This window comes from Demequina sp., assembly GCF_047975725.1.
Lineage (GTDB): Bacteria > Actinomycetota > Actinomycetes > Actinomycetales > Demequinaceae > Demequina.
The window spans coordinates 93,694-117,489 of the sequence record NZ_JBKEED010000010.1; the positions used below are offsets into that span (position 1 = coordinate 93,694).

28 protein-coding genes and 1 tRNA gene are annotated in these 23,796 nt (G+C 67.9%); 2 read left to right on the plus strand and 27 right to left on the minus strand.

The window, feature by feature from the left end:
• The first annotated feature begins 45 nt into the window (after window positions 1-45).
• Window positions 46-1,065 (plus strand): phosphotransferase family protein, encoded by a 1,020-nt coding sequence (locus tag ACK5NO_RS02455; protein ID WP_416811082.1) that lies wholly within the window; start codon window positions 46-48, stop codon window positions 1,063-1,065.
• A 23-nt stretch (window positions 1,066-1,088) separates the two neighbouring features.
• Here the strand turns inward: ACK5NO_RS02455 and ACK5NO_RS02460 are convergent, their stop codons facing one another.
• The 4 genes from ACK5NO_RS02460 to ACK5NO_RS02475 all read right to left on the minus strand — a co-directional run bounded on the left by ACK5NO_RS02460 (window position 1,089) and on the right by ACK5NO_RS02475 (window position 4,775).
• Entirely contained in the window at window positions 1,089-1,553 is a 465-nt protein-coding gene (locus ACK5NO_RS02460) for a hypothetical protein (protein WP_416811083.1), read from the minus strand.
• 144 nt (window positions 1,554-1,697) lie between these two features.
• Entirely contained in the window at window positions 1,698-2,780 is a 1,083-nt protein-coding gene (locus ACK5NO_RS02465) for a PLP-dependent cysteine synthase family protein (RefSeq protein ID WP_416811084.1), read from the minus strand.
• 239 nt (window positions 2,781-3,019) lie between these two features.
• Window positions 3,020-3,102: transfer RNA gene (locus ACK5NO_RS02470), tRNA-Leu, on the minus strand.
• A 68-nt stretch (window positions 3,103-3,170) separates the two neighbouring features.
• Window positions 3,171-4,775, minus strand: coding sequence for a methyl-accepting chemotaxis protein (locus ACK5NO_RS02475; protein WP_416811085.1), 1,605 nt, complete (start codon window positions 4,773-4,775; stop codon window positions 3,171-3,173).
• Window positions 4,776-4,917: 142 nt separating this feature from the next.
• Between ACK5NO_RS02475 and ACK5NO_RS02480 the strand changes: the two genes are divergently transcribed.
• A complete protein-coding gene (locus ACK5NO_RS02480) occupies window positions 4,918-5,538 on the plus strand; it encodes a M15 family metallopeptidase (protein ID WP_416811086.1) in 621 nt (206 codons plus the stop codon).
• 13 nt (window positions 5,539-5,551) lie between these two features.
• Here ACK5NO_RS02480 and ACK5NO_RS02485 read toward each other — a convergent pair whose 3' ends face one another.
• The 23 genes from ACK5NO_RS02485 to ACK5NO_RS02595 all read right to left on the minus strand — a co-directional run bounded on the left by ACK5NO_RS02485 (window position 5,552) and on the right by ACK5NO_RS02595 (window position 23,788).
• Window positions 5,552-6,037 (minus strand): hypothetical protein, encoded by a 486-nt coding sequence (locus ACK5NO_RS02485; RefSeq protein WP_416811087.1) that lies wholly within the window; start codon window positions 6,035-6,037, stop codon window positions 5,552-5,554.
• Between the two features lie 5 nt (window positions 6,038-6,042).
• Window positions 6,043-6,405 (minus strand): response regulator, encoded by a 363-nt coding sequence (locus tag ACK5NO_RS02490; RefSeq protein ID WP_416811088.1) that lies wholly within the window; start codon window positions 6,403-6,405, stop codon window positions 6,043-6,045.
• Window positions 6,402-6,896 (minus strand): chemotaxis protein CheX, encoded by a 495-nt coding sequence (locus ACK5NO_RS02495; RefSeq protein WP_416811089.1) that lies wholly within the window; start codon window positions 6,894-6,896, stop codon window positions 6,402-6,404. The genes ACK5NO_RS02490 and ACK5NO_RS02495 overlap by 4 nt, the downstream gene beginning before the upstream one ends.
• Window positions 6,893-7,276, minus strand: a complete 384-nt coding sequence (locus ACK5NO_RS02500) for a response regulator (protein ID WP_416811090.1) — start codon at window positions 7,274-7,276, stop codon at window positions 6,893-6,895. The genes ACK5NO_RS02495 and ACK5NO_RS02500 overlap by 4 nt, the downstream gene beginning before the upstream one ends.
• Window positions 7,273-8,085, minus strand: a complete 813-nt coding sequence (locus tag ACK5NO_RS02505; protein ID WP_416811091.1) for a CheR family methyltransferase — start codon at window positions 8,083-8,085, stop codon at window positions 7,273-7,275. The genes ACK5NO_RS02500 and ACK5NO_RS02505 overlap by 4 nt, the downstream gene beginning before the upstream one ends.
• Window positions 8,082-9,167, minus strand: a complete 1,086-nt coding sequence (cheB, locus tag ACK5NO_RS02510; protein ID WP_416811092.1) for a chemotaxis-specific protein-glutamate methyltransferase CheB — start codon at window positions 9,165-9,167, stop codon at window positions 8,082-8,084. The genes ACK5NO_RS02505 and cheB overlap by 4 nt, the downstream gene beginning before the upstream one ends.
• A complete protein-coding gene (locus ACK5NO_RS02515; RefSeq protein WP_416811093.1) occupies window positions 9,164-9,589 on the minus strand; it encodes a chemotaxis protein CheW in 426 nt (141 codons plus the stop codon). Before ACK5NO_RS02515 ends, cheB begins: the two co-directional genes overlap by 4 nt.
• Before the next feature lies 1 nt (window position 9,590).
• Window positions 9,591-11,786 carry a chemotaxis protein CheW gene (locus ACK5NO_RS02520; RefSeq protein WP_416811094.1) on the minus strand — a complete coding sequence of 732 codons (2,196 nt, stop codon included), beginning with the start codon at window positions 11,784-11,786 and terminating at the stop codon, window positions 9,591-9,593.
• A 109-nt stretch (window positions 11,787-11,895) separates the two neighbouring features.
• Entirely contained in the window at window positions 11,896-12,159 is a 264-nt protein-coding gene (csrA, locus tag ACK5NO_RS02525) for a carbon storage regulator CsrA (RefSeq protein WP_416811095.1), read from the minus strand.
• 121 nt (window positions 12,160-12,280) lie between these two features.
• Window positions 12,281-14,323, minus strand: a complete 2,043-nt coding sequence (locus ACK5NO_RS02530; RefSeq protein WP_416811210.1) for a flagellar biosynthesis protein FlhA — start codon at window positions 14,321-14,323, stop codon at window positions 12,281-12,283.
• Between the two features lie 55 nt (window positions 14,324-14,378).
• Window positions 14,379-15,482 carry an EscU/YscU/HrcU family type III secretion system export apparatus switch protein gene (locus ACK5NO_RS02535; RefSeq protein ID WP_416811096.1) on the minus strand — a complete coding sequence of 368 codons (1,104 nt, stop codon included), beginning with the start codon at window positions 15,480-15,482 and terminating at the stop codon, window positions 14,379-14,381.
• Window positions 15,479-16,258 carry a flagellar biosynthetic protein FliR gene (locus ACK5NO_RS02540; protein ID WP_416811097.1) on the minus strand — a complete coding sequence of 260 codons (780 nt, stop codon included), beginning with the start codon at window positions 16,256-16,258 and terminating at the stop codon, window positions 15,479-15,481. The genes ACK5NO_RS02535 and ACK5NO_RS02540 overlap by 4 nt, the downstream gene beginning before the upstream one ends.
• A 1-nt stretch (window position 16,259) precedes the next feature.
• A complete protein-coding gene (gene fliQ / locus ACK5NO_RS02545) occupies window positions 16,260-16,532 on the minus strand; it encodes a flagellar biosynthesis protein FliQ (protein WP_416811098.1) in 273 nt (90 codons plus the stop codon).
• Complete coding sequence (fliP, locus tag ACK5NO_RS02550) at window positions 16,532-17,362, minus strand: flagellar type III secretion system pore protein FliP (RefSeq protein ID WP_416811099.1); 831 nt, start codon at window positions 17,360-17,362, stop codon at window positions 16,532-16,534. Before fliP ends, fliQ begins: the two co-directional genes overlap by 1 nt.
• Window positions 17,359-17,799 (minus strand): FliO/MopB family protein, encoded by a 441-nt coding sequence (locus tag ACK5NO_RS02555; protein WP_416811100.1) that lies wholly within the window; start codon window positions 17,797-17,799, stop codon window positions 17,359-17,361. Before ACK5NO_RS02555 ends, fliP begins: the two co-directional genes overlap by 4 nt.
• Window positions 17,800-17,801: 2 nt before the next feature.
• Window positions 17,802-18,512 (minus strand): flagellar motor switch protein FliN, encoded by a 711-nt coding sequence (gene fliN / locus ACK5NO_RS02560; RefSeq protein ID WP_416811101.1) that lies wholly within the window; start codon window positions 18,510-18,512, stop codon window positions 17,802-17,804.
• On the minus strand, window positions 18,509-19,432 hold the full coding sequence (locus ACK5NO_RS02565) for a flagellar motor switch protein FliM (RefSeq protein ID WP_416811102.1): 924 nt from the start codon (window positions 19,430-19,432) through the stop codon (window positions 18,509-18,511). Before ACK5NO_RS02565 ends, fliN begins: the two co-directional genes overlap by 4 nt.
• A 100-nt stretch (window positions 19,433-19,532) precedes the next feature.
• Window positions 19,533-20,051, minus strand: coding sequence for a flagellar basal body-associated FliL family protein (locus ACK5NO_RS02570; protein WP_416811103.1), 519 nt, complete (start codon window positions 20,049-20,051; stop codon window positions 19,533-19,535).
• The gene (locus ACK5NO_RS02575; protein ID WP_416811104.1) at window positions 20,048-20,965 is read right to left on the minus strand and encodes a flagellar motor protein MotB; all 918 of its coding nucleotides are present in this window, start codon (window positions 20,963-20,965) and stop codon (window positions 20,048-20,050) included. Before ACK5NO_RS02575 ends, ACK5NO_RS02570 begins: the two co-directional genes overlap by 4 nt.
• Window positions 20,962-21,732 carry a motility protein A gene (locus ACK5NO_RS02580; RefSeq protein ID WP_416811105.1) on the minus strand — a complete coding sequence of 257 codons (771 nt, stop codon included), beginning with the start codon at window positions 21,730-21,732 and terminating at the stop codon, window positions 20,962-20,964. The genes ACK5NO_RS02575 and ACK5NO_RS02580 overlap by 4 nt, the downstream gene beginning before the upstream one ends.
• Window positions 21,732-22,013: a flagellar FlbD family protein gene (locus ACK5NO_RS02585; protein WP_416811106.1), complete on the minus strand. Its 282-nt coding sequence runs from the start codon at window positions 22,011-22,013 to the stop codon at window positions 21,732-21,734. Before ACK5NO_RS02585 ends, ACK5NO_RS02580 begins: the two co-directional genes overlap by 1 nt.
• 130 nt (window positions 22,014-22,143) lie before the next feature.
• Window positions 22,144-23,349: a flagellar hook protein FlgE gene (locus ACK5NO_RS02590; protein WP_416811107.1), complete on the minus strand. Its 1,206-nt coding sequence runs from the start codon at window positions 23,347-23,349 to the stop codon at window positions 22,144-22,146.
• Window positions 23,350-23,371: 22 nt separating this feature from the next.
• Window positions 23,372-23,788: a flagellar hook assembly protein FlgD gene (locus ACK5NO_RS02595; protein WP_416811108.1), complete on the minus strand. Its 417-nt coding sequence runs from the start codon at window positions 23,786-23,788 to the stop codon at window positions 23,372-23,374.
• Window positions 23,789-23,796: the final 8 nt, after the last annotated feature.

Below are 23,796 nucleotides of genomic sequence, written 5' to 3' on the forward strand. Positions count from 1 at the left end.
CGATGCGCGGGCTGGGTCCCGTTGCCAGGCACCTACGCTGGTGGGGTGCCCGATGACGTCACTTTGTTGCCCACTCAGCGCGCCCTGACGCGCGCGGAACTCGCGGCCGTCCTTGCGCCGCTGGGACGCGTGAGCGACCACTGGACCCTGTCGGGCGGTACTTTCGCGAGTGTCCAGGGCGTGGCGTTCTCCGATGGCACCACGGTGGCGGTCAAAACCGCGGTGCCCGACGCGGCCCATCCTTCCGGCCGCTCACGGCTGCTGGGCTACGAGCACCACCTGCTGCGCACGGAGCGGGACTTCCTCGCCCTCCTCGAGCGCATCGATGGCGTGCCAGCACCTGCGGTGCTGCTGTGGGACGACTCCCTGCAGTGCGTGGACGTCGAGGTCCTCGTCATGTCGCTCATGCCAGGCATGTCATGGGCGGACGGTGTCGAGGTCATGACGGCCGACGCGAACGCTCGCGCGTCCTCACAGGTGGGCGAGATCCTCGCGGCGGTGTCGACCGTGCGGGGGCCTTCGTTTGGCATGCCGGCCCAGGGCTTTCGCCTGGGCGGCTCAACGTGGGCGAGTTTCCTCGAGCGGCTCCTGGCCTCGGTGCTCGCCGATGCGGCGGCGTGGTCCGTCGACATCGCACCCGAGCGGCTGCTGGCCGGGTGGGAGGTGGCGCGGGAGGCGCTTGATGAGGTCACGACCCCTGGCCTGGTCCACGCCGACCTGTGGCACGGCAACGTCTTGGTTGACCCGCAAAGCGGCGAGGTGACGGGAGTCGTCGACTTCGAGCGCTCGCTGTACGGGGACCCGCTGTGGGGATTCTCGGGCGCGGAGACTCATGCGTCGGGCCCCTTCGACCCTGCGAAGGTGGCTGGCTACGAACGTGCCATCGGCCGCAGCCTGCCCAACGATGCACGCGCACGACAGCGCGTCGCGCTGTACCGACTGTGGTCCATGGCAGTGCAACTCATCGAGATCGAGCCACGTGGTTTCACGGGGGGCTGGGTCGACGGCCACCGCGCATCCATCGTGGCCAACCGGGAGCGGCTCTTCGCGATTCTCGGGGTGTGACGCGCACCCCTCCCCTTCTTACGTCAAATGGATCCATTTGACTCGTGACGGGAGTCGGGGCGCGCGTCACGTCGCGGCCTGGGCTCGTGCACTGGTGGGACATGGGGGTCAGATATGGCCCAAATGTGGCAGCCATGTCCCACTGCGACGCAGTAGCGGCACATCGAATCCGTCGCGGAGTGCTGTGCCCCCCCTCCCCACGCATAGTTGACGCCCGCGGCCCGCACGTCGTTGTCCAGAGCCTCAAGCAGGTCGCTGAAGTGAGAGTCCACGACGGCTGGGGCCGAACGCCGGTCGAGGTCGAGACGCACGGTGACTGGCACCGACTCACTCGCCAACGCCCACAGCCGGACGTCGAAGGCAAGCATGTGTTTGCGTAACCTCGGCACCAGCCACGGTGGCACCGCATGCGACACCGCCTCGGCGATCAGGGCCAGCGCCCGCTCCACCGGCAGGTCCAAGGTGAGGTCGCGGCCGGGCCGTGCCATGGCGCCCACGATTGGCGTGTGCCCCCTTGTCTCGCCGCGCGACGGGCAGCTCGGTCACGACTCTACTGAGGGGTGTTCCCTGAAGGAAGGCCCAACGGGTGGTCGTACCCCGGGGGCCGCTTGCGCATCGGCCCTGCTGAGGTGCTACCAGCGAGCGGTACGGAGGAACTGAGCGATCCTTGCGCGGTGGGGCTCGAGGTCCATGCCCTGCTGCTCGACCCAGGCGTCGTTGAAGTAGGTCTCGGCGTAGCGCGCGCCGCCGTCGGCGATGAGCGTCACGACCGAGCCGGACTCCCCGCGCGCGACCATGTCGGCAATGATCCCGAACGCCGCGTACAGCGAGGTGCCCGTCGAGCCACCCGCCCAGTTCATGGTGAGCTCGCGCAGCACCCGAACGGCCGCGATGGATCCGGCGTCGGGCACCGCAATAACGTCGTCGATGAGGGTCGGGATGAACGACGCCTCCATGCGAGGCCGCCCAATCCCTTCAATCAGGGACGATGCGCCGGTCGAGTAGGAACGGTCGTTGCGCCGCCATCCCTCAAGGAAGGCCGAGTGCTCCGGATCGGCCACCGCGACCCTGGTGTGGTGACGCATGTAGCGGGCGTAGCGGCCGAACGTCGCGCTCGTACCTCCCGTGCCCGCGCCCACCACGACCCACGCGGGAATGGGGTGGCGTTCGAGGCGCATCTGCGCGAAGACGCTCTGTGCGATGTTGTTATTGCCGCGCCAATCGGTCGCGCGCTCCGCGAGGGTGAACTGATCGAGGTAGTAGCCGCCACACTCTGCGGCGATGCGCTCCGCCTCCGGGTAGACCTCGAGAGGGTCATCCACAAAGTGGCAGCGCCCGCCGTGGAACTCGATGAGCGTAATCTTCTCGGCGCTCGTCGAGCGGGGCACGACCGTCACGAAGTCGAGGCCGAGCATGCGGGCAAAGTACGCCTCGGAGATAGCCGTCGAGCCGCTGGAAGCCTCGACGAGCGTGGTCGACTCGTCGATCCAGCCGTTGACGATGCCGTAGAGAATCAGCGAGCGCGCCAGCCGGTGCTTGAGGGAGCCCGTGGGGTGGACCGACTCGTCCTTGAGATACAGGTCGACGTTCCACTCGGACGGCAGCGGGAAGCGGTGCAGGTGGGTGTCAGCGGTGCGGGTCGCATCGGCCTCAAGCATGCGGATCGCGTCGTGGACCCAGGCCTTGCTCGCGTGGGGGCGAGGGTGTGTGGTCATCTCACTCCTGGTGAACGTGGCGCGTGCTGGTGGGACATGAGGGTCAGATTCGGCCCAAATGTGGCAGTCATGTCCCACTGGGACGCAATAGCGGCACATCGAACCTATCGCGGAGTGCTGTGCACCCCTCCCTTGTTGAGTCAAATGGATCCATTTGACTTGCGACGGGGGCGGGGCGTCCACCGCGGGCAAGCAAAAGGCCCCACCCCGGTCTCCCCGGGTGGGGCCTTCTGAACACGTGCGCGAGGGGGGATTTGAACCCCCACGCCCTTTCGGACACTGGCACCTGAAGCCAGCGCGTCTGCCGTTCCGCCACTCGCGCGTGCCGGGCAACTTTAGCACGGCTCGGGGGCAAGTCCCCAACCGCCGCCAACGTTGCCCGGGTGGGTCTTAGTAGGTGAAGACCTCGACGCGAGTACGCAGGTGCGAGGACAGTTCAGCGAGCTCGTCGACCGACGCGCCCATCTGCTCGAGAACCTGCGAGGCCTCGGCCGACGCCTGGGCCACCGCGGCGATGTTCGACGCGATATCCCCCGAGCCAGCGGCCGCCTCCGCGATCCCGCGGCTCATCTCCGCGGTGGTCGCCGTCTGCTCCTCGACCGCTGACGCGATGGTCATCTGGAAGTCGTTGATTTGGCCCACGACCTCGGCGATCTCATTGATGGCGTCCACGGCCGAGCCCGTGTCTTCCTGGATGGCTGCCACGCGGCGCGCCACCTCCTCGGTGGCCTTGGCCGTCTCTTGGGCGAGGTCTTTGACCTCACCGGCGACCACCGCGAAGCCCTTGCCTGCCTCGCCTGCGCGCGCGGCCTCGATGGTGGCGTTGAGCGCCAGCAAGTTGGTCTGCTCAGCGATCCCGGTGATGACCTTGATGACGTTGCCGATCTCCTGGCTGGACGCTCCCAGCTTGGCGACCTTGTCGTTGGTGGAGGCCGCCACCTGAGTGGCCTGCGCCGCCACTCGGGCGGCCTCGTTGGCGTTGTGGGAGATCTCCTTGATCGAGGCCCCCATCTGTTCCGTGCTGGACGCCACCATTTGTGCCGAGCGGTTGACCTCGTCCGAGGCATTGGCGACCACGCCGGCCTGGCTCGAGGTCTCCTGCGAGCTCGCGGCTACCTGCGCGTTCGCGGCGGACAGCTCCTCGGCCGCGGCTGCGACGGTCTGTGCCGAGCTCACGACGTCAGCCATCGTGGTGCGTAGCGACTGCTGCGCGGTGGCCAGCGCCGCCGCCATGTCGCCAATCTCGTCGCGGGTCTTCACCGCGGCCTCGACGGTCAGGTCGCCCTCCGCGAGCCCCTCAAGCGCCACCTTGACCTTGCGGACGTTGCGGGTGATGGTGCGGCCGATCATGAGGCTCAGCGCAATCGCCACAGCAGCGCCCACCACGACGATGGTGATGAGCAGCTGCTTGGTCGCGGCCGACTGCGCGGCGCGATCGACAAAGCCCTCGTCAATGCGGGGCGCGATCAGCTCGGTCAGCGCGGTGACGGACGTGACCAGGTCATCGCCCAGCTGCTCGCGCTTGGCGGCGGTGACTTCGTTGCCCACAAAGGCGGGGTCGAAGGCCGAGGCCTGGGCCGCCTTGTAGTCCTCCCACACGGCAGTCCCCTGGGCGACATCGGCCGGCACCGGCTGGCCAAAGGTCGCCTCGTAGGTGGCAGAGAACTCTGCGAAGGCCTGCTCAAACGCCCCCTGCAGCCCCAGCAACTGTGCGTACTGCAAGGCCTGCGCGGTACCTTCGGCGGTCTGCAGGTTGAGGCTCTGAGCACGGACCTCCCACAGTGCGTTGGTCACATGCGCAGCGGCGTCCTTTGAGGCGAGGATGTCCTGCGCCATGCTCTCGCCGGACTCCTGTTCGCGCGCAAACTCACGTAGCCCGATCACGCCCACGAGGGCCAACACGAGCAGCACCGACCCCACTGCCGCTGCCAGCTTGGTGATGAGCGTCACGCGCAGATGCGGTCGCTTGCGGGTAGGGGTCACTGGCTCGTCCATGGTTCTCCGTCCGTGGTGGCTGGCCGAGGCTGGCTCGGGTCACGGCTTCCTGCCGTCCTACTTCTCCCATCGGGCGCAGGGGCGTGCGGTTGAGATGTCGTGCCCCGCCTCAACAGCGCGCCGTGGAGGCCGATAGGACCAGGTGGACGCCATCGCCGCGATCAGTCAGCGCATTTCCAACCTCGAGTCCCTCTTAGCGGGCTCCACGTCGCCCGTGTGGGCCACCTCGAGCGGTGTGGTGCCACTCGGCGGCCTTGCCGGCTCGACCGCAACCGCAACCACAACCGCAACCGCGGCCACGTCGTTCGACGCCATCCTCACCTCCGCGATCGGCGCCGACTCCACCGCCTCGTCCACCGGCCTCAACGCCGACGGTGTCCCCCGCGATCTCGCGGCCTACGGCAACGGACAGATCCCTGAGGCGGCCCTGCAGGCGGTGCCGGGGACGTCGGAGCGGCTGTGGGCCCCCGCCGCGACCCAATTGACGCGCTTGTTGGACGATGCGCGCGCGGCCGGGGTGACTATTGGCGTCACCGATGGGTATCGCGACTACGCCTCTCAGGTAGCGCTCGCCCAGAGCAAGGGCCTGTACTCCCAGGGTGGCCTCGCCGCAGAGCCGGGCACGAGCCAGCACGGGTGGGGTCTTGCCGTCGATCTCGCGCTCGACTCCACGGCCCAGGCCTGGATGCGGGACAACGCTGGCAGGTACGGGTTTGTTGAGAACGTGGCACGCGAACCCTGGCACTGGGAGTACGTGCCGTGACCCCCGCCGGCGGCTAGAGGTCCACCACGATGCTCAGCCGGCCCGGCCCGTAGCCCTGAATGTCGAGGGTGCCGTCGATCCGGCCGCCCTGGACGAGCGCAAGGTCCCGGACGTCGGCGGGCAGCGCCTCGCGCGGGGCGTACGTCTCCCGCAGGCGCAGGTGAGGCGTGTCCGCCTTGTTGAGCAGCGACGCCGCCACGTTGAGGATCTCGCTGAGGTTGTCGAACTGCATGGGCGTCACGAGCCCCTCAGCGATGGCGCTGAGTGCCGTGGCGGGGGCCATGAGCCCGATCGCGCTGCCGGCACGCGCCACCAACGGGATGTCCGCGAGCGCAAGGGCTGCGAGTCGTCCCAGGTCGTCGACGTAGGCGGCGACAGCCGCGCCGTCGAGGACATCGACGGGACCGCCGCGGCTCTCCCACGTCACGTCGCGACCGAGCATGCCTTCAAACAGGTCGCGCACCTCGAAGGCGCTCGGCACCGGCGTGGGGCGGGTCACGTCGCTCATCCGATGAAGGGGTCGATGGTGTCGCGGAAGGTGTCCGCGGTGAACGGCTTGGCGATCAGAAACAGAGCGCCTGCGGCGGCAGCCTGCTCACGCATCTGAGGCGAGCCCTCGGACGTGACGAACGCGAACGGAGTCTCGTTGCCCTCGGCGCGCAGGGCACGCAGCAACTCGATGCCCGTCATCTCGGGCATGTTCCAATCCGACAACACGAAATCTGGTGCGGTCGCGCGGATCCGAGCGAGCGCATCGGCCCCGTCCTCGGCCTCCTCAATCTCCCACCAGTCGTACCCCGCCTGCCGCAGGGTACGGATGACAATTTGCCGCATGACCCGACTGTCGTCGGCGACGATCACCTTCATGCTGTTTCTCTCCTTCGTGGCGCCGCTGAGGGCAGCGCCGTCAGTCGTACGTGGACAGGCAGGCCTCGCCACGGCACGTCTACCGCCGTGGATAGGGCCGATGCGGGTGAGGCCGGCGGCACCAGTCCAGTCGCGGGGATCGACAGGGTTCCGCCTGCGGCAAGTACCGATTTCACGTTGCCTCCGAGCACGTTGACGAGTTCGCCCAGCGCATCGCTGACGTCGGCGTCGCTCACCGGCGCGTCGTGACCCAGCCCGAGCAGCTCGCGAGTGATGGCCTCGGCGGCCGCACCAGCAACGGAGATCACGACCCTCGCGCTCACGTCACCAGTGATCTCCACCCACGCGTGGCGCACCGGCTGGGCAGGCGCTGCCAGCGCCCCACCCGCATCGGTCCCGACTTTGGCGTGACTTGCCATCGCGACGAACACGTCGTCGACCAGCGCGCGAAGGTGCGCGTCGTCCATCACGAGGGCGTGGCTGCCGCTCATCGGGAGACCCCGGTGGGCATGAGCCCCAACAGCTGCAACTTGTCGACGATGACGTCGCGAGTGAACGGCTTGATGACGTACTCGTGTGCACCCGCGGCCAGCGCCCGCACAATCTGGTCGTACTCGCCTTCCGTGGTCACCATCATGAGAGTCACATCGCGCAACTGGTCGTGCTTGCGCGTCTCGACCACGAACTCGAGCCCCGTCATCACCGGCATGTTCCAGTCGATGCAACACAGCGTGACGTCGGGGTGTGCCTCCAACTGCTCGAGTGCCTCACGACCATCGCCGGCCTCGACGGTGACGAACCCCAGGTCAACCAGGATCGACGACACGATCCGTCGCATCACTCGCGAATCATCGATGACGAGCGCTTTCATGAGGTCTCCCCCTCGTGAACTTGGTAGATGGAGGTCCCTTCGACCTCGACGCGGGACCAAGCGGTATCGATGCCGATGGTGCTTTCGGCGGCTCCGAGGATCAGCCATCCGCCTGGTGCGAGCGCCGAGCGAACGCGGGCCAACACTGCTCGCTTGGTGGGCACGTCAAAGTAGATGAGGACGTTGCGCATCAGGATGACGTCGAAGGGCCCGCCCATCGGCGGCGGGTCAAGCAGGTTGTGGTGGCGAAAGGACACGGCGGCGCGCAAGGACGCCGAGATCTCGAACGCCGCGCCCGTTCGCCTGAAGTGCTTGACGAGCGACGGGGCTGGCAGGCCGCGGTTGACCTCGAGCTGCGAGTAGCGTCCCGCGCGGGCCTGGTCGAGCATGCGCCCGGACAGGTCCGTGGCGGTAATGGAGACCTGGAGACGCGCGAACTCGTCGGCCACGAGCATGGCGAGCGAGTACGGCTCCTGCCCCGACGAACATGCGGCCGACCACACGCGAATTCCCGTGCGGCGCTGGGCCTCGTAGGAGGGCAACACCGTGGTCCGCAATGCCTGGAAGGGGGCCCGGTCCCGAAACCACGAGGTTTCGTTGGTGGTCATCGCCTCCACCACATCAGAGTGCAAGTGCGAGGCGGTCCGCAAAGAGCGAATGTAAGCCGTCACATCGGCCATCCCCGCTGACCGCGCCAAGGGGGCAAGCCTGCTTTCGACCAGGTACTCCTTGCCCACGCCCAGGTCGATCGCGGAGCGATCTTTCACCAAGGTCGCCACAAACTGGAAGGCATCGGGGGCGAGGGTCACGGCAACCGCCGATGCGGGCGCAGCGAGGCGCTCACCGCCGCCGCGACGGCGGGCCCGACCCGATCGATGGGCAGTACCTGGTGGGCAAGACCAGCGTTGACCACTGCGCCGGGAATGCCCCACACCACCGATGTGTCGCGGTCCTGGGCGATGACCGTGCCGCCCGCGTCCACGATCGCCTTGGCGCCGTCGCGTCCGTCATGCCCCATGCCGGTCAGGACCACCCCCACGACATCGCCGCCCCACGCCCGCACAGCGCTGTCGAACAACACGTCCACCGCGGGCCGGCAGTAGTTCACTTGGGGGCCGCGGTGAAGGGCCAGCCGCTGCCCCAGCGACGGAGCATCGACCTCGAGGTGGAAGTCGCCTGGAGCGATGTACACCGTCCCTGGCTCGAGCCTTTGATGGGCGCTCGCCTCCACCACCCGATGGGGTCCGTGGCGATCAAGCCGAGCGGCCAAGTGCGCGGTGAACACCGGTGGCATGTGCTGGACCACCAGCATGGGCACCGGCAAGGGCTCGGGGATGCCACGCAGCAGGGTCGACAACGCCTCCGGTCCCCCCGTGGATGACCCCACCACCACTGCCCGCACTGGACGCGTGCGAGCGACCGCGGTACGCGCCAATGGCAGAGGCCGCGACGGCGCGGGCCTGCGACACAACGCGATGATCTTGGGAACAAGGCTGTGCGCGACGGCGTCAATGGCCTGCTGCGGGTCAGCGACCCGGCTGGGTTTGGTCACGTAGTCCGTCGCACCGGCCGCGAGCGCGTCGAGAGTGGCCGCGGCGCCGTGGGCCGTGAGCGTCGAGAACATGATGATGGGGCAACGCACCCCACGGTCTCGCAACTGCGTCACGGTGGCGATCCCGTCCAGGACGGGCATCTCGATATCCATCGTGATGAGGTCCGGCCGGAGCCGCTGCACCAGGTCAAGCGCCATCTGGCCGTGGTGGGCCACTCCTGCCACTTCAACCCCCGGTGCGGCCGTCAACGCATGGGTGACCATGCGGCGCACCACCGCCGAGTCGTCGACCACGAGCACGCGGATAGGCGCGTCATTCGCGCGAGGGGCGTCACTCACGCGCTCACCTGTGTGGCCTGGGCCACGTCGAGCACCAGGAGCAGTTCATCGTCAAAGGTGAGCACGCCGGTCACCACGTCGCGCAGCGCAGGCTCGAGGGTCGGCGGTGGTGCCACCACGTCCGACAGGTCAGCATCGATCACGTCTTCGACGGCGTCCACCATGAGCGCGACGGGTTCCGTGTCGACCTTGACGACGATCATCATGGGCTCGGTGTCCGCGGCGAACGGTTCACGGCCCAGGCGCGCACGCAGGTCGATCAGCAACACCACCTGGCCGCGCAAGTTGACCAGGCCCGCCACCGCGTGGGGAGCAAGCGGGACGGGAGTGTGTGCCTGCATCCGCAGGGCCTCTTGGACGCACGCGACATCGACGCCGTACAGGCGTCCATCGAGACGAAAGGTCGACAGTTGGCGCGGCATCTCAGGCCCCCGCTCCCAGGAGAATCTTGTCCTCGTGGGTCGAGAACGCGGCGTCCGCGGTGGCCACGGCGAGGTCAAGGTCGAGCAGCTCGGTGACGCGGCCCTTGACGATCGCTGATCCCAGCAGGGCGTACCCGCCCACGTCCGCACGGTCCTCACGAGCGATGTCGACGATGTCGACTACCTCGGTCGCGACCAGTGCCACCACTTTCTCGTCTCTGGCGCACACGACGACGGCGCGCTCGTCACGCGAGGTGGCGGGCTCGCCCAACAACCGCGCAAGGTCAACTGCGGGCGTAATGCGCCCGCGATACTGCATGACGGTGGCCCCAGCGACGCTCTCGAGGACGGAGACGTCGATGCGTTCCAGGCGGGTGACGGCGTCCAGGGGCATCGCCACGTGGCGATCATCACCCACGGACACGACGAGCATGCGCTCCGCCTCGCCTCGCCCGGCCGCGAGGTTCGCCGTGTCCGTCTCGCCGTCCTGGAACTGGACGGAGCGCCGCGCGACCGCGGGAATGTCGAGGATGAGCGCCACCCGGCCGTCTCCCAGCAGGGTCGCCCCGGCGTAGACCCCCACGGCCTTGACGGCACCGGCCAGCGGCTTGGCGACCACCTCCTCGGTGTTGCGGACGTGATCGACGATGAGTCCAAACCGGCCTCCGTCGCCCTGCATCACTGCCACCACGGTGCCCGCGAGAGATGCCCTGGCAGGCCACTGGAGCACGTCCCGCAGGTCCACCAGCGGCAGCAGCGCTCCCCGCAGGCGGAGCACGAGCGCCTCGCCCACCTGGTCGATCCCCGAGCACTGCGCGTCGATGGCGAGCAACTCCAGCAAGTTGGCCTGGGGGATGGCATACGTCTGGCCCGCACAGTCGACGGTCAGTGCGGGCATGATGGCCAGGGTGAGTGGCAGGCGCAAACGCCATGTGGTGCCAGCGCCCAGCACGGACTGCACCTCCACCACGCCCCCGATCGCATCAATCTTGGTCTTGACCACGTCCATGCCGACGCCGCGTCCAGACACGTGGGTCACGGCCTCAGCGGTGGAAAAGCCCGGCAAGAACAGCAGTTGCAACAGGTCCTGGGCGCCCAACTGCGCCACCTGCTCCGGCGTGCGCAGGCCACGGTCGACAGCCTTGGCGGCAATCACCTCGTGGTCAATGCCCTTGCCGTCATCGGTCACTTCAATCACCACCTGCCCGCCTTGGTGATAGGCGCGCAGCGTCAGGGCTCCGGTGGCAGGCTTGCCGGCCGCCTCGCGCACCTGGGGCACCTCGATGCCGTGGTCGATCGCGTTGCGCACCAGGTGGGTCAGGGGGTCCTTGATGGCCTCGAGCACCGACCGATCAAGCTCGGTGTCCTTGCCGACCATCTGGAGTTGGACGGAACGTCCCAGCGCCGCAGAGACCTCGCGCACCATCCGGGGCACCTTGGCCCACACGTGGTCGATGGGCTGCATCCGGGTCTTCATGACCCCCTGCTGCAGCTCGCCCGCGATCACAGACAGGCGCTGCACGGCACGCACCAGCGGCACGTCGTCCGTGCCGTGCGCGAGGCTCACGATCGCATTGCGCGCCAACACCAACTCCCCCACGTGGCGCATGAGCGCGTCGAGCACGTCGACATCAATGCGAATCGACGTCTCCGCGCTCGAACGCACTGCGGGCTCGTCGCCGTCGGAGGAAGCCTCACTTGCCGGCGGCAGCGCGAGCGCCGTGCTCGCGTCACCCTCCTGAGCGAGCGTGCCCTCCTGAGTGGGCGCGGCCTCCTGAGCGAGCGCGCCCTCCTGAGTAGGCGCGGCCTCCTGGTTGTCGAGGATCGCCTGGATCGCCGTCACCACCGGGGACACCTCGTGCTCGCCTTCGGCGCCCGTGGCGTCGATGACATCCACGATGTCGCGGACCGCGTCCACCATCTCCAGCAGCACGTCGGTGGTGCGCTGGCTCATGTCTCGCCTGCCGTCGCGCAAGTCGGCGAGCAGGCTCTCGCCCACATGGGTCACGGCTTCGAGCGTGGAGAACCCCAAGAAGCCGCTCGTGCCCTTGATGGTGTGAATGGCGCGAAAGACCGAACTGAGAAGTGGGCGGGTGTCGGAGGCCGATTCGAGCTCGACCAGGTCACGGTCCAGCCGGTCCAGGTTCTCGCGGCTTTCCACCACGAATTCGCGGACGATCTCGTCCATCTCGTCCATCGCCGCGCTCCCGGTGCCGTGGTCCTGGCCGTCAGGCCCCTTCGCACGTCACATCGGCCGCCGAGCGGTGTTGGTGAGTAGTCCCCTCCGGCTCGTGCCGGGCCCCGACCTACGCCTGGGTCGGTGGCGTGGCAGGCGCTGGGAGCGTCGGGGGTGCAAGCCGCCGCAGAGATTCAGCGGCTGACTCGTCGGCGGCGATGGCGCCTTCGTTCTCGCGTGCGACCGCCTCAAGGATCTCGGCGCGCGTGACCTTGACGTCTCGTGGCGCGTCGATGCCAATCCGTACGCCATCTGAACGCACGTCGATGACGGTCAGGACAATGTCAGCGCCAATGACCAACTTTTCTCCGACGCGACGTGACAGGACGAGCATGGACTGAGGCTAACTGTTCGCGGCCATGCGTCACGACCACCGTCTGTGGCCGGGCACGCTCGCGGGAGCCACGACGGGCAGCTGCCAGGACGAACGGCCGCGCGACCCATCCGCTCGACCCCTACGACGCAATCGCGGCACCATCGCTCACCACCCCCACGGCCTCGACGGTGAGGCCAGCGTTCGTGACCTCGCCGTAGGACAGGACATTCACCTCGGGCATGGCGGTGACGAGCAGGCGGTGAAGCGCGGGGCGCAGGGCAGGTGCACAGGCGACCACCGCATCGTGCCCGGATCGTTCGACAGCATCGAACTGGGTCCGCGCGGACGTGAGAACGCGCTCAAGGCGGTCCGGGTCCATCGACAGGTGCGTGCCGTCTTCCCCTGTGCGGCGGGCCTCGACCAGCAGGTGCTCCAAGACGGGTTCGAGCGTGACGACGCGCAGGAGACCCCCGGCCGCGAAGGGGGCGGCCACGGCCGGGCCCAAGGCGGCGCGGGCGGCCTCGATGAGACCTTCCGGGTCCGTCGACTGCTTGGCACGAAGGCTGAGTCCCTCGAAGATCCGAGCCAAGTCGCGTATCGACACGCGCTCCGCGAGCAGGCCCTGCAACACCCGTTGCACCTCACCGAGCGACAGCAACGAGGGCATGAGTTCGTCGACCACGGCGGGGCTCACCTGCTTGAGCCCGTCGACGAGCACCCGCACGTCTTCGCGGCTGAGCAGGCGCGGTGCATGAGCCGAGACAATCGCACCCAAGTGCGTGACCAGAACGGAGACCCTGTCCACCACGGTCGCGCCCGCGAGTTCGGCCTGCGCTCGCGCCTCTGCCGGAATCCACTTGCCGGGCAGGCCGAAGACGGGCTCCTGGACGGGCTCGCCCACCAGGTGGCCCAGGTTCTCACCCAAGGCGAGCATGCGGCCGGCGGGGGCGGTGCCGCGCCCCACCTCGACGCCCGCGATGCGCACCACATACGTCGACCGCGGCAGGTCCACCGAGTCCCTGGTGCGCACCGGCGGCACCACGAGCCCCAGATCGAGGGCGATCTTGCGCCGGAGCCCACGCACCCGCGCCAGCAGGTCGTGGTCGGCGCCGCCGCCCACCAGGTCCACCAAGTCGGGCGCGAGCTGGATCTCGAGCGCATGGACCCGCATCTGCTCGAGGAGCGCCTCGGGGGAATCGGGTGCCACGCCGGCGGGCGCCGTCGCGGCCGCCTCCATCTGTGGAGCGCTCGCCGCCTTGTCGCGTTGGCCCGCACGTTGACCGGCGAAGATCAAGGCCGCACCCATCAGGATGAAAGGCACCTTGGGTAGGCCCGGGACCAGCGCGAGCGCACACATGGCTCCGCCTGCGATCAACAGGGCGGCGCGTGACTGGAGCAGTTGCTCTCCCGCCGCCGTGCCCATGTCGGCCGATGCGGTGGCACGGGTGACGATCAAACCGGTCGAGACCGACATCAGCAGCGCAGGAATCTGGGTGACGAGGCCGTCACCCACCGTCAGGAGGGCAAAGCGCTCGAGCGCCTCCCCGGCGGGCATCCCCATTTGGACCATGCCGATGGCAAGGCCGCCCAGGAGATTCACGATGGTGATGATGATGCCGGCGATCGCGTCGCCCTTGACGAACTTGGAGCCGCCGTCCATGGCTCCGTAGAAGTCGGCCTCGGCCGCGACGTCGGCCCGTCGCTTGCGCGCGGTGTCCTCGTCGATCAACCCTGAGTTGAGGTCAGCGTCGATCGCCATCTGCTTGCCGGGCATCGCGTCGAGCGTGAAGCGGGCGCCCACCTCCGCGACTCGGCCCGCGCCGTTGGTGATCACGGCGAACTGAATGATCACCAGGATCAGGAAGATCACCAGGCCGATCACGAGCGAGCCACCCACGACGATCTCGCCGAACGCGCCAATGACCTCCCCGGCGTATCCGTTGCTGAGCACCAGCCGGGTAGAGGCGACGTTCAGGCCCAGTCGGAACAACGTCAGGACCAGGAGCAACGAGGGAAACACCGCGAAGTCGAGCGGCCGCTTCACGTACATCGATGTCAGCAGCACCACGAGCGATAGGGCGATGTTGGTGACGATGAGCACGTCAAGCAGGGCGGCGGGCAAAGGCACCACCAGCAACAGCACAATCCCCACGACGCCCACGGGGACGGCGAGGGTCGACATCCGGCCTTTCACGAGCGGTCCTCCTTGAGGGCGGGCATCCATGGACGAGTCGCGGTCACAGCGACACCTCTTCTGCGTGGGGGTCTCGATGGAGTCCCGCGGCCGCGCCGCGGGCTTTGAGGGACATGACGAAGGCGAGCACGCGGGCGACGGCCGCATACAGGTGAGTCGGAATCGGCTGGCCCAGTTCGCACGCGTCGTGCAGCGCCCGGGCGAGTGGGACGTCGGCCACCAGCGGCACGCGGTGATCCATCGCCACTTCGCGAATCTTGGTGGCCACGTGGCCACGCCCCTTCGCAACTACCGTCGGCGCTCCCGAGCCGGGCTTGTAGCGCAGCGCCACGGCCACATGGGTGGGGTTGACCATCACCACGTCGGCCGAGGCGATCTCCGCCATCATGCGGTTGCGGCTCATCGCGAGCTGGCGGGCACGAATCTGACCCTTGATCCACGGGTCGCCCTCCAGCTGCTTGTGCTCGTCCTTGATCTCCTTCATCGACATGCGGGTCTGCTTGCGGTTGCGCCGCATGACGACCAACACATCCAAGAAGGCGAGCACGAGCCCGGCCGCCACGGCGATGCGCAGGAGCGACCACGCACCGGACTTGGCCTGGTCCAGGATCGCGCCGAGCGCATGGGTGCCAGTGCCAAGCAACTGAGGGATGGCTCCTTGCACGACGGTGTAGAGCACCACCCCAATCGCGCCGGCCTTGAGCGCAGCCTTCGCGCCGTTCCACCAGGCCTGTCCGCCAAAGACCCGCTTGAAGCCCTGCTGGGGCAGCATGTGCTTGGCCGTGGGCTTGAGCCGTTTGGGCGCAAAGTGAATGCCGCCCTGCGCGGCGCCCACGACGATCGTGGCCAGCACCACGGCAATCAACAGCGGCGCCATGGTGCCCAGCATCGACAGCAGGCCCGAGCGCAGCAGGCCTTCCACCGCCGCAGCATCGGGCTCCCGGGCGATCCGGCTCACCGCCGCAAGCTGACCCGACGCGGCCTGCGCGGCGTGGTCGATGACGAGCGGCAGCGTCATCGCTGCCGTCCCCACGACCACCCATGCGGAGACGTCTTGTGAGCGCTGAAGCGAGCCTTCGCGGCGCAGCTCTCGCATGCGCTTGGGAGTGGCCTTGTGCGACTTGTCGCCGGAGTCTGCCGCCATCATGCACCGCCAGCCATGAGGGCAAAGGCGCTGTCCGCGAGCGCTGAGACCACCTGGGGCAGCGCCAGGAAGGCCACCGATCCCAGGGACAACGTGATGAGGATCTTCAGCGGAAAGCCCAAGGCGAAGGCATTCAGCGCGGGCGCCACGCGCGTCAGGAGGCCCAGGCCAACGTCGGCCAGGAACAGCACCACCAGGAGCGGGCCGGCAATCTGCAGGGCGGCGACCATCAGTTGCGACAGTCCCCCGCTCATCAGGGACCCCAGGCCGTCGAGGCTCATCCCTGAGCCCACTGGCACCGCGTCGAACGACCGCACCATGCCCAGCAGCACCACCTGGTACGCATCCGTGGCAAACATCAGCGCCAGGGCGGCCATGTAGTAGAAGCGCGAGAACACCGCACCCTGCGATCCGGTCACGGGGTCGAAGGCCTGCGCAAGCTCGAAGCCGCCAAAGACGTCGATCAACGCACCAGCGGACTGCACCGCCGCGAACACCATGCGCACCGCGAATCCCAGCGCGAGCCCCAGCACGGCTTGGACCACCAGCGCCCCGATGATGCCTGCCGTGGGGCCCGTGAGCAGCGCGCCGGGAGGCACCGTGGCACTGGCCTGCACGCGGGGAGCGATGGCCAGGGCCATGCCCAGCGCGATCGCGACTTTCACGGAACTGGGAAAGGCCTCGACATGGAATGGCGGCGCCACCACAAGGAAGGCCACGAGACGTACCGATGCCAGCATGATCGTCTCGACCAGCGCCATGTCGAGGGCCCACTGCACGCTACATCCCCAGCAGCGCGGGGATGCGCTCGAACAGTTCATGCGTGAAGGCCACCGTCTCTTGCACCATCCAGTGGCCCGAGACCAGCAACGCCACTCCTACGGCGACGGCCTTCGGCACGAACGACAGGGTCACTTCCTGAATCTGGGTCACCGACTGAAACAGGGAGACCGCGAAGCCCACCGCGAGGGCGGTGATGAGGAGTGGCGCGGACAGTGTGGCGGCGAGCACGAGGGCGTCCAGCCCCACATCGAGGACGGCGGAGGTGTCCATCAGCCGTACGTCCCGATGAGCGCGGTCACGATCAGCCCCCAGCCGTCGACCAGCACGAACAGCAGCAGCTTGAACGGCAGCGACACCATCACGGGCGGCAGCATCATCATGCCCATCGACATCAGCACGCCCGAGACCACGAGGTCGATGACGAGGAACGGCACAAAGATGACGAAGCCGATGATGAACGCCGCGCGCAGTTCCGACAGCATGAAGGCGGGCATGAGGGTCGTCATGGGGACGTCGGCGGGAGTGAGGGGATTGTCGAGCCCTGCGGCCCGGGTGACGAGAGCGATGTCCGACTCGCGTGTATAGGACACCATGAACTCACGTAGCGGCTGGATGGCCGCGTCAAGTCCCTGCGCGAACGTCACGTCGCCGTTGAGGTAGGGCTGAACGCCCAGGTCATTCATGTCGCTGAGCACCGGCCCCATCACAAACAGGGACAAGAACAGCGCGAGCCCCGCGAGGACGGACGTGGGTGGCGTCGACTGCAGGCCCAGCGCCTGACGGCTGAGCGCGAGCACGACGAAGATCTTGGTAAAGCTCGTCGTCATCAGGAGCAGCGAGGGCGCGACCGACAGCAGCGTGATCGCGATGAGCACCACGACCGAACTGGAGGGCCCACCGTCGACGCCAAAGATCTCCACTGACACCCCGGAGCCGTCGGTGGTGGGCGCAGCGGGATCGGCAGGGTCGGCGGGAGGCACAGGGTCAACGACGGCGCCCGAGGGCGCTCCCATGACGACCATCAGCGCGATGGCGAGCGCCGCACTCGCCAGCACCACTCGCAGCGTCGTGACGACACCGCGAGGGTAGGGGTGGTTCATATCCGGTGGGTGGTCCGTTCTTGCAGCGCCGCCGCCGCCTGACGCCAGGTGTCCGGCGACAGGATCGATCCTTCGAGGGGCGTGCGCTGCTGTGGGGCGGCGGCCGTCCAGGCCTCCACCGGGTCGGGGTCGTGAAGGGCCGATGCGCCCATGAGGTCCGTGTCCCGCTCGCCTGGGGGCGGGCCGGGTGGGAATCCCGCGTCATGGAGCAGGCTCACGCCGTGTTCGCCGAACCCCACGACGAGCCTGCGGCCGTCGGCTTCGATCACGGCGACGCCTGCGCGCTTGCCCAGGTGCTGACGAGCGAGCACGGTCAGCGTGCTGTGCGGACCCTGGCCGCCAAGGCGGGAGTGCAATCGCCGCGAGATCCACCACAGCAGGCCCAGCACGGCGGCCAACGACAGGCCCACGCGCAGGACCAGCAGCAGAGTCGGCATGTCTAGCCGCCGTGGTCCGAGGTGACGATCTCGGTCACACGCACGCCGTAGTCCTCGTCGATGACCACGACCTCGCCGCGGGCCACGAGCCGGCCGTTGACCATGATGTCTGCCGGTGCCCCGGCTGCGCGGTCGAGTTCGATCACGGTGCCCGGCACCAAGCCCAACACGTCACGCATCGGCAGGCGCGTGCGACCAATCTCAGCGGTCAGCACCAACTCGATGTCGTGCAGCACGCGCAGCCGGGCGCGTTCGGTGACGGCGTCCAGGACGGCTGGCGGCTCGCTTCCCGCCGGCTGGGCCGTGCGCGTGCGCAGGCCAAACCAGGCTTGCGGCTGGCCCGCGTCATCGACCAGCGCGAAGGCTTCGATGTCCGGGTCGTCGAAGGCGGCGCCCACGGGCTCGGTGCGGGCGGCGTCGAGCACTCCCGGTCCCAAGGTGGACGCGGCGGCCTCGAGCGCGGGGCGTAGCAAGTCCTCGACGAGCGCACCGTCGCCGGCCGCGGCAAGCGCCTCGTGGGTCGAGGGACCGGTGACGATCACCAGATCCACGCTCTCGGCACCCACGTGGTGCGCTCGTACGGCGAGCGTCTGCGGGGCCGGAGCCGACGCCGCTGCGAACGCGGCGACGCTCAGCGGCATGGCCGTGGGCAGATGGAGGGCGGCCTGGCCCGCGGCGGCGTGCGCCACGGACGACGGTTCGGTGGTGGTCAAGATTCCTCCTTTGTGGAGACGACAAGGCAGGCGGCTCGCGTCCCGCTCGCGCCAATGGCGCCGCGGGCCAGCGTCACTCCGCCCACGACGATGTCGAGGGCAGTGTCGGCGCGGTGGTGCAGGGGGATCACGTCTCCGACCGCGAGGGCGGACACGTCGCTGGCGCTCATGGCGCGACCGCGAAAACGGGCATGAACCTCGACGGGAACGTCCCTGATCCCCTCGACAAGTCGCGTTAGCGCGACCGCATGACTCGCGTCCTCTTGGGCCGAGCGTGCGCCCTGCTCTTCAGCACTGCGCAGCAGTCCCAAGAGCGGATCGGCAGGCAGCATGAGCGTGACGGGGCCCGACACCGGGCCGACATCGACCGTGAGGCGCGCGACCAGCACCTGATCTGAGGCGCCGACCAACTGAATAAACCCGGGGTTGTAGCGCAGTCCCTTGACGCTGAAGGTGACGGGAGCGACGGACGCGAAACCGTAACTGAGGTCGGCGCACGCGTGGTCCAAGAGGTCCCCCATGAGACGGCTCTCGATTTGCGTCAGTTCGCGAAAGGCGATGTCGAGGTCCGTCGCGGGGCCGCCCAGCAGGCAGTCCACCATGGTCATCGTCAGGTGGGTCGGGATCTGCAAGAGCGCGGGCGCGCGTTGCGGCTCGCTATGGAGGACGACCGCCGTCGTCGCAGCCGGAAGCGAATCGATGTAGTCGGCGTAGGGAGCCAACTCGAGCCCATCAAGGGCGACGCCAGCGCTCGCGCCCAGCCGCGAGGTCAGCACGGTGGTCCATTGCCGCGCGAAGTTCTGGACAGCGACCTCGAGCGCACGGGCGTGCTCACGCGTCAACGTGACAGGCGAACGAAAGTCGTACGCCACAGGAGCGGCCGAGCCCCGGCGGCGACGCATCGGTGAAGTGACACTCACGCGTGCCACATCGACGCACCCCTGCGGGTGGTGAGCGTTTTGGGCACGCGAGCCGCGCGCGGATGCGGCGAGTGTGACATACGCCTCGCGAGTCGCGGCTCTACTGCGTGACGAAGTCTGTGTAGTACACCCCCAAAACCTCGCCGTGGTACGCGTCGCCCAGCGTCGCGATGAGGTCCCCCTTCAGCTCCTCGCGCGTGGCGGGATCCGCCAACTCCTGCACCGTGCGGCCCGTGAACAAGGAGATCGCGGCGTCGAGCGCCTTGGCGACATCGAGGTCTCCGTGGCCGCTGGCCTCAGCCGACAGTTGCAGGCCCAGCCCCAGCCGCAGGTAGTGACCGTCCGCGAGATTGATGGAGATCGACTCCACCAACTGGACGTCGCCCAGCGCCGGGGCTTGTTCCGTCGCCGCGCTGTCACTGGCTGCCGCACCGGGACCCGCCAGGAACCAGTACCCACCACACGCAAGCGCGACGATGATCACACCGACCACGACAGACCAGCGGCGGCTACCGCCTCGCGCCGGGGCGGGTGCTTGCTCTGCAACTGGTGGTGCCGTGGCGGCCGTGGGCCGCACGCCAATCTTGGTCTGGGGCGCGACCACGCGGGAGTCGGTCATGAGTTCTGCCCCTTCTGCGAGTACCCGCTCACGATCTGCTCGCGCAGTTGCTGGGGCGTGAGGTCTCCCGCCTCAAGGGAAGCGACGATCGTCGGCAAGATGGCCCGCGCTGCCTCCGAGGCCTCCGAGCGCACGACGATGTCCACGCGCCTGTTGGTCGCGAGCGCCGCGTCGTTGTCGCCTTCCTCCTGAGGACGCGCGTCGCCATAGCCCGTGGCACCAATGAGGTGCGGCTCGATTCCGCCTGCCTCGACAAAGTGCCGCAGCACCTGGGTGGCCCTGGCGCTCGACAGCTCCCAGTTGCTGTCGAACTTGGACGACGGCAGCAGGTTCGCGTGACCCTCCACGGACAGCTCGCGTCCGCGGTCACGCAACGGTCCGGCAAGGGACGTCACCACGCGCTGCGCCACGTCCGTCAAGGTGGCGCTGTCGGCGGAAAAGAACACGCTCGACCCCACGAGCCCGATCACCAGGCCCCTGTCGTCAATCGAGAAGCGCACGTAGCTCTCGAGCCCCTCGGCCTCGACCGCAGCACTGAGCGTCGCCAGCATGTCAGCGAGCTGCTCGTACTCACGGGCGGCCTCGAGGTATGCGGGCGTGTGCGCCTCCCCCTGAGCGCTCGAGGCCATAGCGGACTCGTCCGACAGCGCAGTGAAGTCCGGTGCGATCTCAAAGGCCTCGAGTCCGGTTAGAGCGCCGGTGGAGCCTTGGGCAATGGAGGTGCCGTTGTCGCCAAACCCGGCTGCGAGCGACTGACGCAACTCTTCAAACTTGACCTGATCCACCGTCGAGATGGCGTACAACACGATGAACAGCGCCACGAGCACCGTCATCATGTCCGCGTACGACACGGCCCACCGTTCGTGGTTCTCGTGCTCTTCGGCGTGGGCCCGGCCACGGCGGTACGAACTCATGCTGCCTCCCTTGAGGCGGGCGGCTCCACGCCCGCGAGCGTCCACAGGCGCTGGCCGACCACGCGGGGGCTGGCCCCCGCCTGCACAGCCAGCAGGCCTTCCATCGTCATGTCCATGTGCGCGCACTCGAGGTCGCTGACACGCTTGATCCTTGCCGCGATGGGTAGCCAGACAAGGTTGGCGCTGAGCAAGCCCCACAGCGTGGCGACAAAGGCGGCCGCGATCATGTGACCCAAGGTCGACGGCTGGTCGAGGTTCTCCAGTACGTGGACGAGCGACACGACGGTGCCGATGATCCCGATGGTGGGGGCAAAGCCGCCCATGTCGGTGAAGAGCTTGGCCATGGCGCGTTCGCGGGTGCGCCGAGCATCCACCTTGGCTTCGAGGGCGTGGCGCAGGTCCTCGGGATCGGTGCCGTCGATCGCGGCCTGCAGGCCGTCACGCAAGAACGTGTCGTCGAGGTCACGAGTAACTTCCTCAAGCGCCAGCAACCCCTCGCGCCGCGCGCGATCCGTGAGAGAGACCACCAGTTCCACGGTCGTGGCCGCCTCACGCGGTCGGTACAGCAGGTACTGAGGAAGCGCCTTAAACGCGGCCATAAAGTCCGTCAGCGTGGTCGTCGCCAAGCCAGCGCCCAACGTCCCGCCGATGACCAGGATCATCGGCGCGGGCAGCATGACCGACATGGGGCTCGAGCCTTCGAGGAAGATCGCGAGAATCACAGATCCGAAGGCGGCACCCAAGCCGATGACGACGGCAAAGTCCATCAGTCGCCTTCCCCCGTGAGGTGCAGGTGCTTGCGTTTGGGCAGGTCCGTGACGGAGGCGCTGCGTTGCAGCACCGGCGCATCGGACATTGCAATGGCCCGGGACGCGATCGACGCCCGATGGTTGAGCACAATCTCCGACACGTCGTCGAGCGACTCCGCGATGAGCAGCTTGCTGCCATCAATGAGGGTGACCACAGTGTCGGGGGTTGCCTCGATGCGCTGGATCAGGTCGGGGTTGACCGCAAACCGATCCCCGTGAAACCGGGTCAGGAAAATCACGATGCACCATCCATGGGCTTGTCCTGCGAGCCCATCCGTGAGCCCGCTCAGTGGTCCTATCGGCCACGGCGTACCAGGTGTAAGCCTTCTTCGGCTCGCCCGGGCCCCGCGTGGGACCCGGGCGGGGGCCTTAGCGCTTGAGGTTCACCAGTTCTTGCAACAGCTCGTCGGAGGTCGTGATGACTCGCGAGTTGGCCTGGAAGCCTCGCTGGGCGACGATCAGGTTGGTGAACTCGGCGGACAGGTCGACGTTGGACATCTCGAGCGAGCCCCCCGCGAGGGCGCCCCTGCCGCCGGTGCCCGCTGCACCCACCTGAGCCGCGCCGGAGTTGACGGTGGCCGCCAAGAGTGACGCCCCGGCCTTCTCGAGACCCGACGGGTTAGAGAAGCTCGCCAACGCGACGCGCCCGATCGCCTGCTTGAGGCCGTTCGAGAACGAGCCCATGAGCGTGCCGTCGGAGTTGATCGAGAACGCCTGCAGCGTGCCAGCGGCGCGGCCATCCTGGCTCGCAGCGGCCACGCTCTCGACACCAGCAAAGCCCGTCAGGGCGGACAAGTCCACCGTGATCGCGCTCAGACCGAGCGCCGCGTCCGCCGGCAGCGGGGCAAAGTCAAGCACGTCGATCGCGCCCTCGGAGGTAAAGGAAATGGAGCCCGTCTGCGTCGCTCCGGTACCGGCCACGCTGGCGGAAATGTCCCACCCCGTTGCCGTCCGGGTGAACGCCACGTTCATCGCGTGGCTGTCACCGTTGGCGGTGAACACGTCGATCTGGCGGTTCAGGACCGTGCCCTCCTCCGCATCGGCAGGAAGGTTGCCCTCGTAGGTGGCCGAGCTCGACCCACTGGCGCCCATGAGCGCCGACACCGGCAGCCGCAGGTCATTCAGCGGCCCGTTGAGGTCGACGTTCCCGGTGGCGTCTGCGCTCCACCCCTGCACCAGCGCGCCATCGGGGGTCACCAGTTGACCCAGCGCATCGAACGTGAAGGCCCCGGCCCGCGAATAGAACTGTTCGCCACCCTTGTTCACCACAAAGAAGCCATCGCCGGAGATCATCATGTCCGTGGCACGGTTGGTGAGCTGCGCGGCGCCCTGCTGAAAGTTGGTGGTGATACCGGCGACCTTGACGCCCAGGCCCACCTGGGCGGGGTTGGTGCCACCCGCGCCGTCTTGCGGTGCGCCCGCATTGGTGAGTGCCTGCGAGAGGGTGTCCTGGAACTGCACTTGCGAGGCCTTAAAGCCGGCCGTGTTGACGTTGGCGATGTTGTTGCCGGTCACGTCGAGCATGGTCTGGTGAGCACGCAGGCCAGAGATGCCGGAAAACAAAGAGCGGAGCATGGGAGGTTCCTTGAGGTCAGGGTCAGTCGGTGCTGGGCTGGATGGACAAGATGCGGTCGAGAGCAATGTGCTCGCCGTCGACATCGAGGGTGGGAACGACATCAGCAAATGACGCGGCGGCGGCGTGGCCCTCGACCACCGTGCCGTCAGCGAGCAGATACGAGACGTCCTGGCCCACCACATTCATGGCCGCGACGCGCATCGACAGTGCGAACTGCTCTTGGGACACGGTCGACATCTCCGTGAGCTTCTCGAGCGAGGCCAATTGCGTCTGCTGGGACATCATCTGGTTGGTGTCCATGGGGCTGGACGGGTCCTGGTTGCGCAATTGCGCCACCAACAGCGCCATGAACATCTCCGAGTCAAGTTCCTGCTTGGCCGTCGATGCGACAACGCCGCTGGTCAGCGAGGCATAGCCCGTGGGGTCAATGGTGGTCATGAAGCTCC